This is a genomic window from Methylohalomonas lacus, assembly GCF_024808875.1.
GTDB lineage: Bacteria > Pseudomonadota > Gammaproteobacteria > Methylohalomonadales > Methylohalomonadaceae > Methylohalomonas > Methylohalomonas lacus.
The window spans coordinates 36,366-52,902 of sequence record NZ_JANUCT010000016.1 but is presented as its reverse complement, the minus strand read 5'-3'; the positions used below and the strand labels follow the sequence as shown (position 1 = coordinate 52,902).

15 protein-coding genes and 1 tRNA gene are annotated in these 16,537 nt (G+C 61.0%); 7 read left to right on the top strand and 9 right to left on the bottom strand.

Annotated elements, in window-relative coordinates; genetic code table 11:
• Positions 1-56 precede the first annotated feature (56 nt).
• From J2T55_RS10795 to J2T55_RS10780, 4 genes are read right to left on the bottom strand one after another with little or no spacing between them, the layout of a single operon-like run.
• Positions 57-863 (bottom strand): thiazole synthase, encoded by an 807-nt coding sequence (locus J2T55_RS10795; protein WP_259056513.1) that lies wholly within the window; start codon positions 861-863, stop codon positions 57-59.
• Positions 864-911: 48 nt separating this feature from the next.
• The gene (gene thiS / locus J2T55_RS10790; RefSeq protein ID WP_259056511.1) at positions 912-1,109 is read right to left on the bottom strand and encodes a sulfur carrier protein ThiS; all 198 of its coding nucleotides are present in this window, start codon (positions 1,107-1,109) and stop codon (positions 912-914) included.
• Between the two features lie 34 nt (positions 1,110-1,143).
• Positions 1,144-2,055, bottom strand: coding sequence for an MBL fold metallo-hydrolase (locus J2T55_RS10785; protein WP_259056509.1), 912 nt, complete (start codon positions 2,053-2,055; stop codon positions 1,144-1,146).
• Positions 2,056-2,076: 21 nt separating this feature from the next.
• Positions 2,077-2,451 carry a response regulator gene (locus J2T55_RS10780; RefSeq protein ID WP_259056507.1) on the bottom strand — a complete coding sequence of 125 codons (375 nt, stop codon included), beginning with the start codon at positions 2,449-2,451 and terminating at the stop codon, positions 2,077-2,079.
• Positions 2,452-2,714: 263 nt separating this feature from the next.
• Between J2T55_RS10780 and J2T55_RS10775 the strand changes: the two genes are divergently transcribed.
• Positions 2,715-2,788: transfer RNA gene (locus J2T55_RS10775), tRNA-Gly, on the top strand.
• Between the two features lie 61 nt (positions 2,789-2,849).
• Here the strand turns inward: J2T55_RS10775 and J2T55_RS10770 are convergent.
• From J2T55_RS10770 to J2T55_RS10750, 5 genes are all read right to left on the bottom strand, one after another.
• Positions 2,850-3,500, bottom strand: coding sequence for an SPOR domain-containing protein (locus tag J2T55_RS10770; protein WP_259056505.1), 651 nt, complete (start codon positions 3,498-3,500; stop codon positions 2,850-2,852).
• Entirely contained in the window at positions 3,501-5,186 is a 1,686-nt protein-coding gene (argS, locus tag J2T55_RS10765) for an arginine--tRNA ligase (protein ID WP_259056486.1), read from the bottom strand.
• A gap of 204 nt (positions 5,187-5,390) precedes the next feature.
• A complete protein-coding gene (locus tag J2T55_RS10760) occupies positions 5,391-7,592 on the bottom strand; it encodes a primosomal protein N' (RefSeq protein WP_259056482.1) in 2,202 nt (733 codons plus the stop codon).
• A gap of 10 nt (positions 7,593-7,602) precedes the next feature.
• Positions 7,603-8,223 (bottom strand): hypothetical protein, encoded by a 621-nt coding sequence (locus J2T55_RS10755; RefSeq protein ID WP_259056472.1) that lies wholly within the window; start codon positions 8,221-8,223, stop codon positions 7,603-7,605.
• A gap of 15 nt (positions 8,224-8,238) precedes the next feature.
• Positions 8,239-10,761 carry a penicillin-binding protein 1A gene (locus J2T55_RS10750; protein WP_259056469.1) on the bottom strand — a complete coding sequence of 841 codons (2,523 nt, stop codon included), beginning with the start codon at positions 10,759-10,761 and terminating at the stop codon, positions 8,239-8,241.
• 190 nt (positions 10,762-10,951) lie between these two features.
• Here J2T55_RS10750 and J2T55_RS10745 point away from each other — a divergent pair, with 190 nt between their 5' ends.
• The 6 genes from J2T55_RS10745 to aroK all read left to right on the top strand — a co-directional run bounded on the left by J2T55_RS10745 (position 10,952) and on the right by aroK (position 16,536).
• Positions 10,952-12,013 (top strand): pilus assembly protein PilM, encoded by a 1,062-nt coding sequence (locus J2T55_RS10745; RefSeq protein ID WP_259056467.1) that lies wholly within the window; start codon positions 10,952-10,954, stop codon positions 12,011-12,013.
• A complete protein-coding gene (locus tag J2T55_RS10740; RefSeq protein WP_259056464.1) occupies positions 12,013-12,585 on the top strand; it encodes a PilN domain-containing protein in 573 nt (190 codons plus the stop codon). The genes J2T55_RS10745 and J2T55_RS10740 overlap by 1 nt, the downstream gene beginning before the upstream one ends.
• Entirely contained in the window at positions 12,582-13,205 is a 624-nt protein-coding gene (locus tag J2T55_RS10735; RefSeq protein WP_259056461.1) for a type IV pilus inner membrane component PilO, read from the top strand. Before J2T55_RS10740 ends, J2T55_RS10735 begins: the two co-directional genes overlap by 4 nt.
• Entirely contained in the window at positions 13,168-13,746 is a 579-nt protein-coding gene (locus tag J2T55_RS10730; protein WP_259056459.1) for a pilus assembly protein PilP, read from the top strand. Before J2T55_RS10735 ends, J2T55_RS10730 begins: the two co-directional genes overlap by 38 nt.
• Before the next feature lie 20 nt (positions 13,747-13,766).
• On the top strand, positions 13,767-15,875 hold the full coding sequence (gene pilQ, locus J2T55_RS10725; protein WP_259056451.1) for a type IV pilus secretin PilQ: 2,109 nt from the start codon (positions 13,767-13,769) through the stop codon (positions 15,873-15,875).
• 109 nt (positions 15,876-15,984) lie between these two features.
• Entirely contained in the window at positions 15,985-16,536 is a 552-nt protein-coding gene (aroK, locus tag J2T55_RS10720; protein ID WP_259056449.1) for a shikimate kinase AroK, read from the top strand.
• Position 16,537 lies beyond the last annotated feature (1 nt).

Here is a 16,537-nt window from a genome sequence, read left to right as displayed (position 1 = left end):
GGCCCTCGCGGCGGACGAAACTGCGGATCAGACGCTTCGGCGACTCGCTCACGGGGTTACAGAAAACTGCCGTCGATCGGCGAGGACGCGCTGGCGTAGGCGCGGCGCGGCATGCGGCCGGCGAGAAAGGCTTCGCGGCCGGCCTCGATCGCCTTGCGCATGGCGCCGGCCATGAGCACCGGGTCGCGCGCCTCGGCAATGGCCGTGTTCATGAGCACGCCATCGCAGCCGATTTCCATGGCGATCGCGGCGTCGGAGGCGGTACCGACCCCGGCGTCGACCAGGATCGGGACATTGGCGTTGTCGATGATGGTCTTGATGTTGTAGGGGTTGCGGATGCCGAGCCCCGAGCCGATCGGCGCGGCCAGCGGCATGACCGCAATGCAGCCGAGTTCCTCCAGCCGTCGGGCGACGATCGGGTCGTCGTTGGTATAGACCATGACGCGGAAGCCGTCGGCGATCAGCGTTGCCGCGGCCTCGAGCGTGGCACCGACGTCCGGGTACAGGGTTTTCTCGTCGCCGAGCACCTCGAGCTTGACCAGGTTGTGGCCGTCGAGCAGTTCGCGCGCCAGCCGGCAGGTGCGCACCGCGCTGTCGGCGTCATAACAGCCGGCGGTGTTCGGCAGGATGGTGTAGCGCTCGGGCGGGATGACGTCGAGCAGGTTCGGTTCATCGGGATTCTGGCCGATGTTGGAGCGGCGGATGGCGACGGTCACGATCGCCGCGCCGCTGGCCTCGATTGCCAGTCGGGTCTGCTCCAGGTCGCGGTACTTGCCGGTGCCCACCAGCAGGCGCGAGTGATAGGCATGGCCATCGATGATCAGGGCGTCGGCGTTGTCCGGTTTGCGGGCGGTGTCAGTCATGGTAGACGGCAATAGCGGTAAAAAGACGGCATTATAACAGGCCCGGCGTCAGCCGCCGCCGATGGCGTTGACGATCTCGACGCGATCGCCCTCCTCCAGCACATGTCGTTCGAATTGGCTGCGCGGCACGATCTCTCGGTTGACCTCGACCGCCAGGCGGCCGCTCAGGCCCAGTTCGCGAATCAGATCGGCGAGACTGCTGTGATCGGCCAGCGGTGTGGTTTCTCCATTGACCAGTATTTGCATGACGACGGTGTGGTGTCGGGTTGCTGTAAGGGCTTCAGGCGAGGTCCAGTGTCAGGCCTTCGCGTGCTATATGACAGTCCAGCGCTGACTGGCGTTCGGCGATGATGCGCAGGCAGTCCTGGTGAATCGCGTTGATGCGTTCATCGTCGTAATTCGGATCGTGGTGGTACAGGTACAGCTGCCCTACTCCGGCGTCGATAGCGGAGTTAACCGTGTCGATGTAGCACGAATGTCCCCAGCCGCGTTTTTTCTCGTAATCTTCCGGCGTGTACTGGGCATCGTGTATGAGGATGTCGGCGCCCTGCATGAATTGTAGCGCCGAGTCGTATTCCTCGCGTTTCATCGAATCATATAAACGCTGTTCCTCGCTGTTGAATTCCTGGTAGCGCTGTTCGATGGACTTGTTGAGAAACAGGCATTCGTTATCGGAAATGTAAACGATGACCTTGCCATTGAGATTGATCCGATAGCCGTAGGTTATACCCGGGTGATGGACGTTCTGGTAGCTGATCCGGAAGGGACCGTGTTCCAGGTTGCCGCCGGGCGGTTGCAGGTAATCCACTGCGGCGTGCCAGGTGTCGGTGCTGACCGGAAAATAGGGCGCCCGCATTTGTGCTGATACATGGCGTTCGATCTCGCCGGCATTCTGACCGGGACCAAAGAAATTCAGTCGCCAGTCCTCGGCAAAGGCTGGCAGAAAAAACGGCAGGCCACAGACGTGATCCCAGTGGTAGTGCGTGAGGATGACCAGCATTTCGCGAATGCCGTCCTGTTGCATTAAATGCTGGCCAAAGGGAATGATGCCGGTGCCGGCATCACACACCAGCAGGTGGCCATCGGCACGAATTTCAACACAGGATGTATTGCCGCCGACATCAAGATGCGACGCAAACGGGGCCGAGTACGAACCGCGTACCCCCCAGAAACGCAGATAGGCTTCGCTCATCTGATCAGTCGGCTTGCGTGGTTAGCTGATATGTTTTTTGACGGCTTCAGTAATCGCCTGCATGGGCATGGGTTTGGATATGAACTCCAGTGCGCCTAGCTCCCACGCGGCATGACGATCCTGCGCGTAATCCTTGGAGCTTATCATAATCACCGCAGTATCTTCATGCAGTGGATTACCGCGCAGTTCACGCAGGAAAGTCAGGCCATCCTTGTCCGGCATGATGATGTTGAGAAACAGCAGGGCCGGTTTCTGACTGTTCAGATAGGCCAGCGAACTGGCGGCCGAGCTGAACGTTTTCAACTCGACGCCCAGACTAGCGGTACTGTGCTCGAACAGCGACTTGACCGATGGACTGTCATCGACCACAACCACGACGGGATTCGAGCGATTCATGCCGGTGTTATCCAGTTCCGTAGTTCCCGTTGCATAGACCGGGCATCAAGCCCGATCGAACAGCCTGCTATTGAATACGATAATTGATACACATCACCGGCGCCGTCAGGCTCCGGTGTGCTTCCCCCCAAAGAAGCAACTATATTAGCTTAATTCAACGACGTCGCCAGCATCTCGGCGCCTGCCCGGGTGACGTCCTGTGACCCGGTTCACAGGTCCTGTGCACAGACACATGAACAGGTATAATCAGGTGTCGAAACGCCGCGGGTGTAGTTCAATGGTAGAACGGAGGCTTCCCAAGCCTTTAATGTGGGTTCGATTCCCATCACCCGCTCCAGTCAAGCTTGTGCCAGGCGGTGTATTCGGTACGCCGGGAGAGGCCCGGCTACCTGCCCGCTTCAGCCGGTGTCCTGTTTCAGCCGTAGCAGCATGAAATCAATATCGTTTTCGATAAGGCGCTGGCGCGTCTGCTTGAGTTCGTCAGCCTTGTCGTAAGGGCCGGCACGAACACGGTGCCAGACATCGCCGCCATCGATGACCACCCGCTGGACCTCGGTGGTGATGCCCAGCATGGCGAGCTGGGCCTTGACGCGCTCGGCTTCGTCCGGCTCGCGGAAGGAGCCGATCTGCAGGATGTAGCTTTCTGCCTCATCCGGGCTGCTGACGGGACCGGTTTCGGCGGCGGTGTTTTCGTCGCCGCCGCGTTCACTGGTTTCGCTTTCCCATTCCGGTACGCTGACTTCCATTTCCGGCAGGATGGTGTAGAAGTCGAACCGGGGTGACGGCGGCGCACTGTCGGCGGTCTTTTTCGCAGCCTGTTCCGAGGATTGTTCCGTGCCTTTCTGGCGCTCGTCCTTGCCGGGTGCCGTGGTTATTACCACGGGTTGCTGCTTGTCGTTTGTCGACAGCAAATCGGGCAGGCCTTTGACCAGCACGAAGCCGATCGCCACGCATAGACCGGTGACCAGGCCGGCGATAAATGTCACCAGGCCGGCAACGCGGCTGCCGCCGTTCTTGCGACTCGAGCGGTTTTTGTAATCACGTGCCATTTACATGCTTTCCGGGGCTGAGACGCCCAACAGTTCCAGACCGTTGCCGAGTACCTGACGTACCGCACTGGCCAGGCTCAGGCGGGCATCGCGCAGCGACGCGTCGTCGACCAGGAACTGCTGCGAGTTATAGTAAACATGAAACTCACCCGCCAGGTCACGTAGATAATAGGCAAGCAGATGCGGTTCCAGCGTGTTGGCGGCCGCCTCGATGACCTCGGGGTAACGCGACAGGCTGACTAGCAGAGTCTGTTCCTCGGCGCTGTCGAGGCGCTCAACGGCAGCCAGTCCACGCGTCTGGTCATACGCCAGCTCGCGCTCGGCCAGCTGCCGGAAGACGCTGCAGATGCGCGCGTGGGCATACTGGATGTAGTAGACCGGGTTGTCGTTGGATTGCGACTTGGCCAGATCGATATCGAAGGTCAGTTGCGAGTCGGACTTGCGTGCCACCAGAAAATAGCGCGTGGCGTCACAGCCGACTTCGTCGATCAAATCGCGCAGCGTTACATAGGAACCGGCGCGCTTGGATATTTTGACTTCCTCGCCGCTGCGCATGACCGTGACCATCTGATGCAGCACGTATTCCGGCCAGTGTTCCGGAATACCGATGTCCAATGCCTGCAGACCGGCGCGCACCCGGGTGATAGTGGAGTGATGATCGGCGCCCTGCTCGTTGATTACGCGTCTGAAACCACGCTGCCACTTGTAGACGTGATAGGCCACGTCCGGCAGGAAATAGGTATAACTGCCGTCGGACTTGCGCATGACGCGGTCCTTGTCGTCGCCAAAGTCAGTGGTGCGCAGCCACAGCGCGTCGTCCTGCTCGTAGGTGTGGCCGCTGGCGATCAGTTGCGCGACCGTCTGTTCAACCCGGCCGTCGTCGTACAGCGATGATTCCAGATAGTAGTTGTCGAAGTGCACGGCGAACGCCTTCAGGTCGGCATCCTGCTCGCGCCGCAAATAGGCGACAGCGAACGCGCGAATGGCCTCAAGATCTTCGGCATCGGCGGCAGCGCTAATGTCGCGGTCCTCGGCGTGCACGCTCTCGCCCTGCATGTAGGCGCGGGCGACGTCGCTGATGTATTCGCCACGATAGCCATCGGCGGGCCAGTCAGGATCGTCCGGTGTCACACCACGGGCGCGGGCTTGTACCGACAGGGCCAGGTTGTTGATCTGCTGGCCGGCGTCGTTGTAATAAAACTCGCGCGTCACCGGGTAGCCATTGGCCGCCAGCAGCCGGCATAGGCAGTCGCCGACGGCGGCGCCGCGGCCGTGGCCGATATGCAAGGGGCCGGTCGGGTTGGCGGAGACGAACTCGACCATCACCGGTGTATCGCGGTACTGATCCGAGCGGCCGTAGGCGGCGCCGGATTCGATGATGAGTGGCACCAGCGCCTGGTAGGCGGCCGGCGTCAGAAAGAAATTGATGAAACCGGGCCCGGCGATTTCGACCCGTGCGACCTGCTCCGAGGTCGGTAGCTGTTCGACGATTTGCGCGGCCAGGTCGCGTGGTTTCATGCCGGCCGGCTTGGCCAGGATCATGGCCGCATTGCTGGCGAAGTCACCGTGTTCGCGTGTGCGCGTACGCTCGATCTGCACCGTCAGATCGGCAGGCAAAGTCAGGCTGCCGCCAGCAGCCAGCCGTTCCAGCGCCTGGGTCACGAGTTGATTGATATGCTGTTTCATAAAAAGGCGCAATCATACTCTCTTGCCGTGGGAGCGAGAAGGTCTAACTCGTTCCTCGTTCCTCGTGCCTCGATATTAGGTTCGGGGCAGAATAGTTCCCGTGGAAGATTCGTCTCCGGGCCAGGGGCAGTTATCACAGCAAGGACGTCGCTTGTCCGCGTTTTTACGAGGAACGAGCGACGAGTGACGAGGAACGTTTATCAATCATCCGAGCTCCTGCGGATCGACGTCGATCGACCAGCGTACCTTTTTGCTGCTCGTGAGTTGTTCGACATCCTGCAGCCAGTTGCCAAGGATGCGGCGCAGGTGTGTTCGATCGCCGGCCTGTAGCAGTAGTTGCTGGCGCTGAAATCCGGCGCGCCGCGGCCGTGGTGCCGGCACCGGTCCGAGGGCGTAAACCTCGGCCTGCCGTGGCAGGCAGTCGCGTGCCTGCTCGAGAAACTGGCTGACGTGTTGTAGTTGCTTGGCTTCGGCGCGTAGCAGTGCCAGGTAACTGTACGGCGGTAGTTCGAGCTGTTCACGTTCGCGCAAAGCCGCCTGGGCAAACGCACCGTAGCCGTGCTCGGTCAGTGTGCGCAGCAGCGCGTGCTCGGGATGATGTGTCTGGATGACAACCTCGCCCGGATGTTCGGCGCGGCCGGCGCGGCCACTGACCTGAACGATCAGCTGTGCCAGGTGTTCCAGCGCGCGGAAGTCACTGCTGAACAGGCCGCCGTCGGCCTCGAGGATGCCGACCAGCGACACGCCCGGGAAATGATGGCCCTTGGCCAGCATCTGCGTGCCGACGAGGATGTCGGCAGCGCCGCCGTGGGCGGATTCGAGCAGCGCTTCGAGATTGCCACGGCCGCGCGTGCTGTCGCGGTCGATGCGGATGATGCGTGCGTCCGGCAGCTGTTTGGCCAGCGTTTCTTCCAGCCGTTCGGTGCCGTGACCGACCTCGATCAGCGTCCCCTGGCAGTCGGGACAGGTTGACGGCCGCGGCTGCTCGCGGCCGCAGTGATGGCAGGCCAGCCGCGCGCGGCCGTGGTGGTAGGTCATGGTCGTTTCGCAACGCCGGCACTCGGCTTTCCAGCCGCAGTCGTGACACATGACCACCGGGGCGTAGCCGCGGCGGTTGAGAAACAGCAATGACTGGCGACCGGCGGCGAGGTTGTCACGCAGCATGTTCATGAAGCGATCGGCGATGGCGCCGTGCATGTGGCTCTGGCGAATGTCGAGCACATGCACGGCGGGTGAGCGCGCACTGCCGGCGCGCTGCGGCAGTGACAGGTGGGTGTAGCGATCCTGGTCGGCATTGTGCAGTGATTCCAGCGCCGGCGTCGCCGAACCCAGCACGACCGGCAGCGATTCGCGGTGACCGCGCATGATGGCGACGTCGCGGGCGTGATAACGGAAACCGTCCTGCTGCTTGTAGGAGAGATCGTGCTCTTCGTCGACGATGATCAGACCGGGGTGGGCCAGCGGCGTCCATACCGCCGAACGCGTGCCGAGCACGACATCGACTTCGCCGGCACGCGCGCGCAGCCAGGTATTGGCGCGGTCGCTATCGGTCAGGCCGGAGTGCAGCACGCCCAGCCGTGTGCCGAAGCGGCGCTCGAAACGGCGCACCAGCTGCGGTGTCAGGCCGATCTCGGGCAACAGGATCAGCGCCTGCTGGCCGCGTGCCAGCACTTCGGCCACCGACTGCAGGTAGACTTCGGTCTTGCCGCTGCCGGTTACGCCGTCGAGCAGGTGTGTCCGGTAGCCGCCCAGCGACGCGCTGATCGCCTCCAGTGCCACCTGTTGTGCAGCGTTCAGCGGCAGCGGCGTTTCCAGTTCGGCCGGCGCCGCTTGCGGCGCGTCAACGCGCGCGCGCCGGATCCAGCCGCGCTCGGCCAGTGCCCTGAGCGGACCGTGGCAGTTGTCGTGGCCGGCGGCGCTGAGATCGCTGGCGGTAAGCACGGCTTCCGGTTGTTGCTCGAACAAGGCCAGCAGCTCGGCCTGGCGCGGTGCGCGCCGGTCCGGCCGGCGTGCCGGGTCGCCGGCGGCGTACTGCCAGCCGTAGGTCGCACTGATGGTCGCGGCCTTGCCGTGGCGCAGTTCCGCCGGCAGGCAGGTGGCAATGACCTCGCCGATGGGATGCTGGTAGTAATCGCTCGCCCACTTCAGCAGATCGAGCTGGGCGCCGGTGAACAGCGGCGTGTCGTCGATCAGACCCTGGACGGGTTTCAGTTTGGCGGCGGCGACGTCGGTGTGGTCACTGAGTCCAAGCAGCATGCCGACCCGGCGCTGGCGACCGAATGGAACCCACAGCCGCTGTCCGGGTTGCAGCTGTTCGTCGGCGATGCCGGTTGGTGGCAGGTAACTGAACGTGCGGCGCAGCGGTGTCGCCACCGCAATGTGCAGGTAACGCTGGCTCGATTGCATGGCAGGCCGTTCAGGCGTCGTTGTCGTGCGGTTGGCTGGCGTCGAGTAGCTGGCGCAGTTCGTGCAGATTCAGCCGTTGCATGGTACGGCCGTCGGTCGGGCTCAGTGGCGACTGGTTGCGATCCTTAAGCGGAAAGACGATGAGGACCACGGGATGGCCTTCAGCGAGAAAGCGATAGGCCGGATACTGGTTGACCGTGGCGGCATTGAGGCGCACGCGACGCTCGCAGTTTTCGTAGGGGATCTGGCGATCGATCAGTTCCACGGCGATGTCCTCGATGGCGTCGGCATACAGATGCAGCTGGACCTCGCTGTGCCTGCCGGCGGTGCCGTCGGCCGCCGGGCCGGCCAGCCGGGGCTTGTAGGCAGCGAACAGTTCCAGCGCCCGGGCCGCCAGCCGCCGCTGCTCGGCCAGCAGTGCCGGTTGCGATTCGCTTTGGAACAGGCGCTGGTAGTCGGTCAGCGCCTGCTCGATTTCCTGGTTGCTGGGCAGTTGCTGGCGGCTGTTGACGCCCATACGCTCGGCGGCCTTGCGCTTGGCGACCAGGTAATCGTTGACGCCATCGACGGCCACCAGCCGGGCGGCGAGTTGGGCCAGTTCCTGGCGGACGAATTTTGCGCGTGCGCTCATGGCGATAGTCTGCTGCTAGAACAATTGATCCGAGTATTCCCCGTCTCCGTCGCCGCCACGGTAGCTGTCGGACCGTTGGCTGCGACTGTATTCACTGGGCACGTTGTCGGCCGGGAATATCTCGAAAACGGCGTCCGGGTTGTCGGCGCGCGCCAGCTTGCCGGTGTCCGGATCGATGCGTGCGTTTACCAGCCCGTCCGGGCGCGGCAGGATGGCCTCGTCGTGGCCCTCCAGCACCACCCGCATGTGGTCGATCCACATCGGCAGCGCCGCGCTGGCACCGGTTTCGCGGTTGCCAAGCGGCTGGAACTGGTCGAAACCAACCCAGACGACGGTGACGATGTCGCGGTTGAAGCCGGCAAACCAGGCGTCGCGCTGGTCGTTGGTGGTGCCGGTCTTGCCGGACAGATCGTCGCGGCCGAGTTCGCGATAGGCGCGTGCGCCGGTACCGCGGCGCACGACGTCACGGGTCATCGAGCTGATCAGCCAGGCATTCTGCGCGTCCAGGGTCCGCGGCGCGAAGCGATCCAGGGCCGGCGGCAATGGCGTCAGCCCGGCCCCGGCCTGGAGCACCGCGGCCGGATCATCGGCCCCGGCCGCGGCGTCCTCAACCTCTTCCGTTCGCTCCGTGACATTGTCGGTTTCGCATTCATTGCAGGCCAGCAACGGTTCGGCCGCGTATACCTCGCCTTCGTCGTAGCGTTCGATGTGGTCGATGAAATAGGGTTGTACCAGGAAGCCACCGTTGGCGAATACGCTGTAGCCGCGCGCCAGCTCGTACGGTGTCACACCGCCGCTGCCCAGGGCCAGCGACAGGTTGGCCGGCAGTTTTTCGGTGTCGAAACCGAACCGCCGCATGTGTTCCAGCGCGAACGGCAGGCCGACGGCGTGCAGCAGCCGAATAGAGACCAGGTTGCGCGAGTGGATTAATGCCTCGCGCATGCGCGTCGGGCCGTAGCTCTTGCCGCTGTAGTTTTTCGGCCGCCACTCGTCGTCGATGCTGGTGTCGGCGAACATGATCGGTGCGTCATTGATCAGGCTGGCCGGCGTATAGCCCTTGGCCAGGGCAGCCGAGTAGATGAACGGTTTGAAACTGGAGCCGGGCTGCCGCCGTGCCTGGGTGACGCGGTTGAACTTGCTGCGCTCGAAATCGAAGCCGCCGGTCAGGGCCAGCGTCGCGCCATCGCTCGGATCCAGCGACACCAGTGCGCCCTCCACCGCCGGCAACTGACTGAGGCGCCATTGCTGCTCCGGTGGTTCGCTGGTATCGCTCTCTGCCGTGGTGGATTCTTCGCTGCTGGCCGCTTGTGCTGCGACCACACGCACGATGTCGCCGGCACTGGCCACATCGGCTGCGGTTTCCGGCTTGGCGCCACGCCAGTTTTCGGTCTTGTACGGTTGTGCCCAGGCCATACCGTCCCAGCCGATGTCGACGGCACCGACATCCTTCACGTAAACACTGAGCGATTTCTCACCGACATCAGTGACCAGTGCCGGCTTCAGGCCGCCCAGCGTCGAGTAGTTGTCGAGCAGTGCGCGCCAGTCGTCAGCGTCGCCGTCGGCCGGCAGTTCGTGGTTGTGTTCCGGACCGCGATAGCCATGGCGGCGATCGTAGTCGAGCAGGGCCTGCCGCAACGCCTGGTTGGCGGCGGTCTGTTGTTCGTCGCGGAGGGTGGTGTAGACGCGATAACCGCCGGTGTAGGTCTCCTCCTCGCCGTAGGTCTCGATCATGTACTTGCGTACCATTTCGGCGACATATGGCGCATTCAACTCGGTCCGGGTACCGTGCAGCTGGACGGCAACCGGCATGTTTACCGCTTCGCCGTATTCGTGCGCGTCGATGTAGCCGAGCTGCTTCATGCGATTGAGCACGTAGGTGCGGCGATCGCGCGCGCGTTCCGGGCTGGTGACCGGATTGGTGGTCGACGGTGCCTTCGGCAGCCCGGCGATCAAGGCCATCTGGTCCAGCGTCAGTTCGTTGACGTCGCTGCCGTAGTAAACGCGGGCGGCGGCGGCGATGCCGTAGGCACGCTGACCGAGGTAGATCTTGTTTAGATACAGTTCGAGGATTTCCTGCTTGCTGAGCTCGCGCTCCATCTTCAGTGCCAGGAAGATCTCGTTGATCTTGCGCAGGTAGGACTTCTCGCGGCTGAGAAAGAAGTTGCGTGCGACCTGCATGGTGATCGTGCTGCCACCCTGGGTCTTTTCACCGGTGCGCACCAGCTCGATCGCCGCGCGCAGTATGCCCTGCCAGTCGACCCCCGGGTGTTCGAAGAAGCGATCGTCCTCGGCAGCCAGGAAGGCCTGAATGAAGCGCGGCGGTATATCTTCGACATCGACAGGACTGCGACGCATTTCACCGAATTCGGCGATAAGCGAACTATCATGGCTGTAAACGCGTAGCGGCACCTGCAATTCGACGTCGCGCAACTGCTCGATCTCGGGCAATTGAGGGACAATATACAAGGCAACGATGGCAGCACCGGCAGCGCCGAGCAGTATCAGGCCCAGCAGGGCATTAAAGGCAAATCTCAACATATTGTGGTTTTGGCGTTGTTTGTCACTACATTTGGAAATTGAGTGAATTACTTATCATTTTTGCGTATTTCGTTGAAGAAACGGCAAAAAGTATTTGTTTTTTAAGTTTCGCTTGGCTATAGTCGCAATAAACAGTTAATCTGCATTCTATAAATGCGAGATAAGCGCGGGCTTTACAAGGAAAAATTACGTGCCACTGTTCCGTAAAAAATCGATTCCACTGGTTGGTGTAGACATCAGTGCTACCGCGGTCAAACTGCTCGAGCTGAGTCGTAGTGGTGGCCGTTATCGTGTCGAAAGCTACTCGGTTGAACCGCTACCGTCCAATTCTGTCGTCGACAAGAATATATCCGATGTTGAATCGGTGGGCGAGGCCATCGGTCGTGCTTTCAAGAAATCCGGTAGCAAGACCAAACCGGCCGCCGCCGCCGTCGCCGGCTCGGCAGTGATCACCAAGATCATCACCATGCCCGCGAACCTGTCGGAAGACGACATGGAAAGCCAGATCCAGATCGAAGCCGATCAGTATATTCCATTCCCACTGGAAGAAGTCAGTCTCGATTTTGAAGTCCTCGGCCCCTCCGAGAATACCACCGAGCGCGTTGACGTGCTGCTGGCGGCATCGCGTAGCGACAATGTCGATGTCCGCGTGGCGGCGCTGGAACTCGGCGGCATGAGCGCGCGCATCATCGATGTCGAGGCCTTTGCCCTGGAGAATACCGTGCGCCTGCTGGCCAGTGACATGTTTGACGACGCCAGCGACAAGGTCGTCGCGGTCGCCGACGTCGGTGCCACCATGACTACTTTCAGTGTGCTTGAGAACATGAAGATCGTTTACTCGCGTGAGCAGAGTTTTGGCGGTATTCAACTGACCGAAGAAATACAGCGCCGTTACGGCCTGTCTTACGAGGAGGCCGGCCTGGCCAAGCGCCAGGGCGGTCTGCCGGACAACTATGAGCCGGAAGTACTGGATCCGTTCAAGGAATCCATGGCGCAGCAGATCAGCCGCGCCCAGCAATTCTTTTACTCCTCCAGTCAGATATCCAGTATCGATCATTTGTTCCTGGCCGGCGGCTGTGCGTCGATCCCGGGCATTGCCGAGGTGGTGCAGGAACGTATCGGTTTGCCGACCAGTATCGCCAACCCGTTTGCCAACATGGCGGTGGCCTCGCGTGTGCCGGCGCAGTCACTGGCCAATGATGCGCCGGCAATGATGGTGAGCTGCGGGCTGGCCCTGCGGAGTTTTGACTGATGGCACGGATCAATCTACTCCCCTGGCGCCAGGAGCGTCGCAAACATCAGCAGAACGAATTCTTCGGCTTGCTCGGCATCGCCGCCGCGGCGACGCTGGTCATCTGGTATGGCTTCCACTTTTTCTATAGCGAGAAGATCGACTACCAGAAAAACACCCGTAACCAGTTTCTCGAGCAGCAGATCAGCCAGCTCGATGAGCGCATCAAGGAAATCGAAACGCTTGAGCGCGAGAAGGAACGCCTGCTGGCACGCATGCGCGCGATTGAACAATTGCAGACCAACCGGCCGTTGATCGTGCGCCTGTTTGACGAAATGGTGCGCAGCCTGCCGGAAGGCGTCAGTCTGACCAGCGTCAAGCAGGAGGGGGCCAATATCACCATCAACGGTGCCGCCCAGTCGAATGCCCGTGTGTCATCTTTCATGCGCAACCTGGAAAGCTCGGATTGGCTTGAGAACCCGAAGCTCGACATCATTCAGGCGGAGACCGCCGAGGGCCTGCGTATCAGCAACTTTACCCTGCGCTTTGACCAGGTGATACCGAAGGCCGATGGCGAAGAGGAAGAGGCATGAACCTCGACGAGTACAAAAACCTCGATATCAATAATATCGGCGGCTGGCCGTGGCCGGCGAAGGTCGTGGTCATCCTGGTGGTCTGTGCGGTCATCGGTTACGCCACCTACCATTACGATATCAGTGAACAGCAGGAAGAACTGGCCGCCGCCGAGGCCCGCGAGCAGGAGCTGCGCCAGACCTTCGAGACCAAGCAGAAGAAAGCCGCCAACCTGGATGCCCTGAAGCAGCAGATGACGGAGATGGAAGAGTCGTTCGGTGACATGTTGCGGCAGCTGCCGAACCAGACCGAGGTGGCCGGCCTGTTGGTCGACATCTCGCAAACCGGGCTGGCGGCCGGACTGGAATTCGAATTGTTCAAGCCCGGCGACGAAATCCCGTCCGAATTCTACGCCGAACTGCCGATCGAAATCCGTGTGGTTGGTGACTACCATCAGTTCGGCGAATTTGTCAGTGGTATCGCTGCCCTGCCGCGCATTGTCACAACGCATAATGTGGCCATCAGTCGCGGTAATGATGACGAGTTGACAATGAATGCCGTGGCCAAGACTTACCGAGCGCTGGAAGAAGAGGAAATTCAGGATGACAAGCCCAAGGCTAAAAACAGGCGCCGGCGTTAAGCTGACCCTTTCGCTAAGCCTGGCTTGTCTGTTGCTGGGCGGCTGCGTATCGCGCGACATGAGCGATCTGGAAAGCTACGCGCAGGAGGTACTCGCGCGTCCCGGTGGTCGTATCGAACCGCTGCCGGAGATCAGGCCGTATGAGGCTTATGCCTACCAGTCGGGAGAGGAAGGCGCACGCAATCCGTTCAAACTGTTTTACAAGAAGGATCCGGAGCCCGAAGGCGAGGGCGACGATGCCGGTCTGACCGAAGCGATGGCACGGGAAATACACCATCGCAATCGCGAGGAGCTGGAGCAGTTTGAACTCGACAGCCTGGACATGGTGGGTACGCTGGAAGATGGCGATGATCTGTGGGCCATCGTGCGTGACCCGGACGGTGTCGTCCACCGGGTTGCCGTCGGTAATTACATGGGACGTAACATCGGCAAAATCACCAATATTTACGAAGATCACATAGAACTACGAGAAATAATCAAGGACAGCCAGGGTCGTTGGCAGGAACGTGAAGCGGCCATCGCATTGTCTGACGAGGGGTAAACCCGATGGGGATAGTTATCATGAAAACGGGCCATATGATGACGCGATCGTCTGCGGCATGGGAAAGCTGGCTGCGGCGCTTGCTGGTCGCGTGCACCTTGCTCAGTGTTGGCGCTCAGGTGCATGCGCGCACGCTCGATGACGTGAGTTACACGAGCCTGCCGGGCGACAAGGTGGAGGTTAAGCTCCAATTGTCCGAACCGCTGAGTGAAGAGCCAACGCACTTTACGACCGACAACCCGGCCCGTATTGCGCTGGATTTTCCCGACACACAGCTGAACCTGCAGGAGAAAACCACGAATATCGGTGTCGGCATGGCACACAGCGTATCGACGGTCGAGGCCTCCGGGCGTACCCGTGTCGTGATCAACCTGAACGACTCGGTACCCTACAAGCTGCGCCGCGAAGGCAATAACGTAATCGTTGCGCTCGAAGGCCGTGGTGTAAGTGCGCCCAGCCGGGCACAGTCGACCAGCAAGGAGATTGCCGCGCGAACAGAGTCGGGCAGTGCCAGTGGTCGTATCGAGAATATCGATTTCCGTCGCGGTGAGCAGGGTGAAGGTCGCGTGATCGTGCAACTGTCCGATCCGTCAGTCGGTGTCGACATGAACAAGCAGGGTGAAAAGGTTGTGGTCGACTTTCTCGATACCCGTCTGCCGGAACATCTTGACCGGCGCCTGGACGTGATCGACTTTGCCACCCCCGTTAGCATTATCGATACACAAACACGCGGTAACGGCGTGCGCATGGAAATCAAGGCAGCCAGTGGCGAGTTCGACCATCTGGCCTACCAGTCGGGCGGTGCTTTCACGGTAGAGCTCAAGCCATTGAGCGAGGCCGAGCGGGAAGAAAAGAAGAAGGACGAGTTCGGCTACACCGGCGAACGGCTGTCGCTGAACTTCCAGAACATCGAGGTGCGAGCGGTATTGCAGCTGATCGCCGATTTTACCGGCCTGAATATGGTTGCCAGTGACTCGGTCGGCGGCAATGTCACCCTGCGACTTAAAAATGTGCCCTGGGATCAGGCGCTGGACATCATCCTCAAGTCTAAGGGCCTGGGCATGCGCCAGGACGGTAACGTCATCATGGTAGCGCCGCAGGAAGAGATCGCTGCACGCGAGAAGCTGGAGCTGGAAGCCGAGCAACAGATCCAGGATCTGGAGCCATTGCGCACTGAATTCATTCAGGTCAACTATGCCAAGGCCGGCGATCTCGCCAGCCTGATGAAGGCCGAGGCCAACAACCTGCTGTCGGAACGCGGCAACGTGACCGTGGACGAACGCACCAATACACTCATCGTCCAGGATACCGGCAGCAGTCTGCAGGCAATCCGCGAGATGGTGGTCAAGCTCGACGTCCCGGTTCGCCAAGTCCTGATCGAGTCGCGCATCGTCAATGCCGACGAAAGCTTCGCCAAGGATCTGGGTGTGAAATTCGGGTACAGTCGCAACGCTGCCACCAACCCGCGTACAATCATTGGCGGCAAGATCGAGGGTGATACCAATTTCAACGGCAACACCGCTTTCCATACCGATGACCTGGAAAACTTCATCGTCGACCTGCCGGTGGCGAATCCCAGCGCTGCTTTGGGATTGGCGGTCGGCAAGATCGGCTCCTACCTGCTGCAGCTGGAACTTTCGGCGGCACTGGCCGAGGGCCGCGGCGAGGATATTTCCAGTCCGCGCGTGATTACCGCCAATCAGCGCGAGGCCGTGATCGAATCCGGTGTCGAGATTCCCTACCAGGAAGCCTCGTCCAGCGGCGCGACATCGGTGTCATTCAAGAAGGCGGTCCTGAGTCTGCGCGTCACGCCACAGATCACACCGGATGACCGCATTCTGCTGGATCTGGAGGTCAACCAGGATACGCGCGGCAGCCCCGAAGTGCTGGGTGTGCCGCCAATCGATACGCGTTCGGTGACCACGCAGGTGCTGGTCGATAACGGCGAGACGGTAGTTCTGGGCGGCATTTATACCCAGAGCGACCGGCAGGAGTCCGAGCGCGTGCCGTTCTTTGGTGACCTGCCGTATCTCGGATTCCTGTTCCGGAATACGTCCGTGTCGAGTGACCGAACCGAGCTGCTGATTTTCGTGACGCCGAAGATCATGGACGAGAGCGTCAATATCTAGAGCACCGGCAGCGACTACCTGTCGTAGCCGACACACTTTACAATACGGCGTGTCCCCACGGGCACGCCGTTTTTTGTTGGCCGAGCGGCGGTTAACGCAAGGAACATGTATGTCGGCAACCGTCACAGATCCCAGCGCTCCCGCTCCCGCTCCCGGTAATGTCTTTCTGATCGGGCCGATGGGCGTCGGCAAGTCGACCATCGGCCGGCAACTGGCCCGGCGCCTCAAGCTTGAATTTCATGACAGCGATGATGCCATCGAGGCACGTACCGGTGTCGATATCCCGCTGATCTTCGATATCGAGGGTGAGGCCGGTTTCCGGCGGCGCGAACAGCAGGTCATCGACGAACTGACCGCCTTGCCGGGTGTGGTTCTGGCAACCGGCGGCGGTGCGGTATTGAATGCCGACAATCGTGCCTGTTTGCGCACGCGCGGTTTTGTCGTCTACCTGCGTGCCGAACCGGAACAGTTGCTGGCGCGTACCGAGCGTGACAGCCAACGGCCGTTGCTGCAGAACGGCGACCGGCTGGCGCGTATCCAGGCAATACTGGCCGAGCGTGAGCCCCTGTATCAGGAGCTGGCTGATTTGATTATCGATACCGACCGCCTTACAGTGCGGCGCACCGTCAATAATATCTGCAGGCGGCTGCAGACCACGTAAA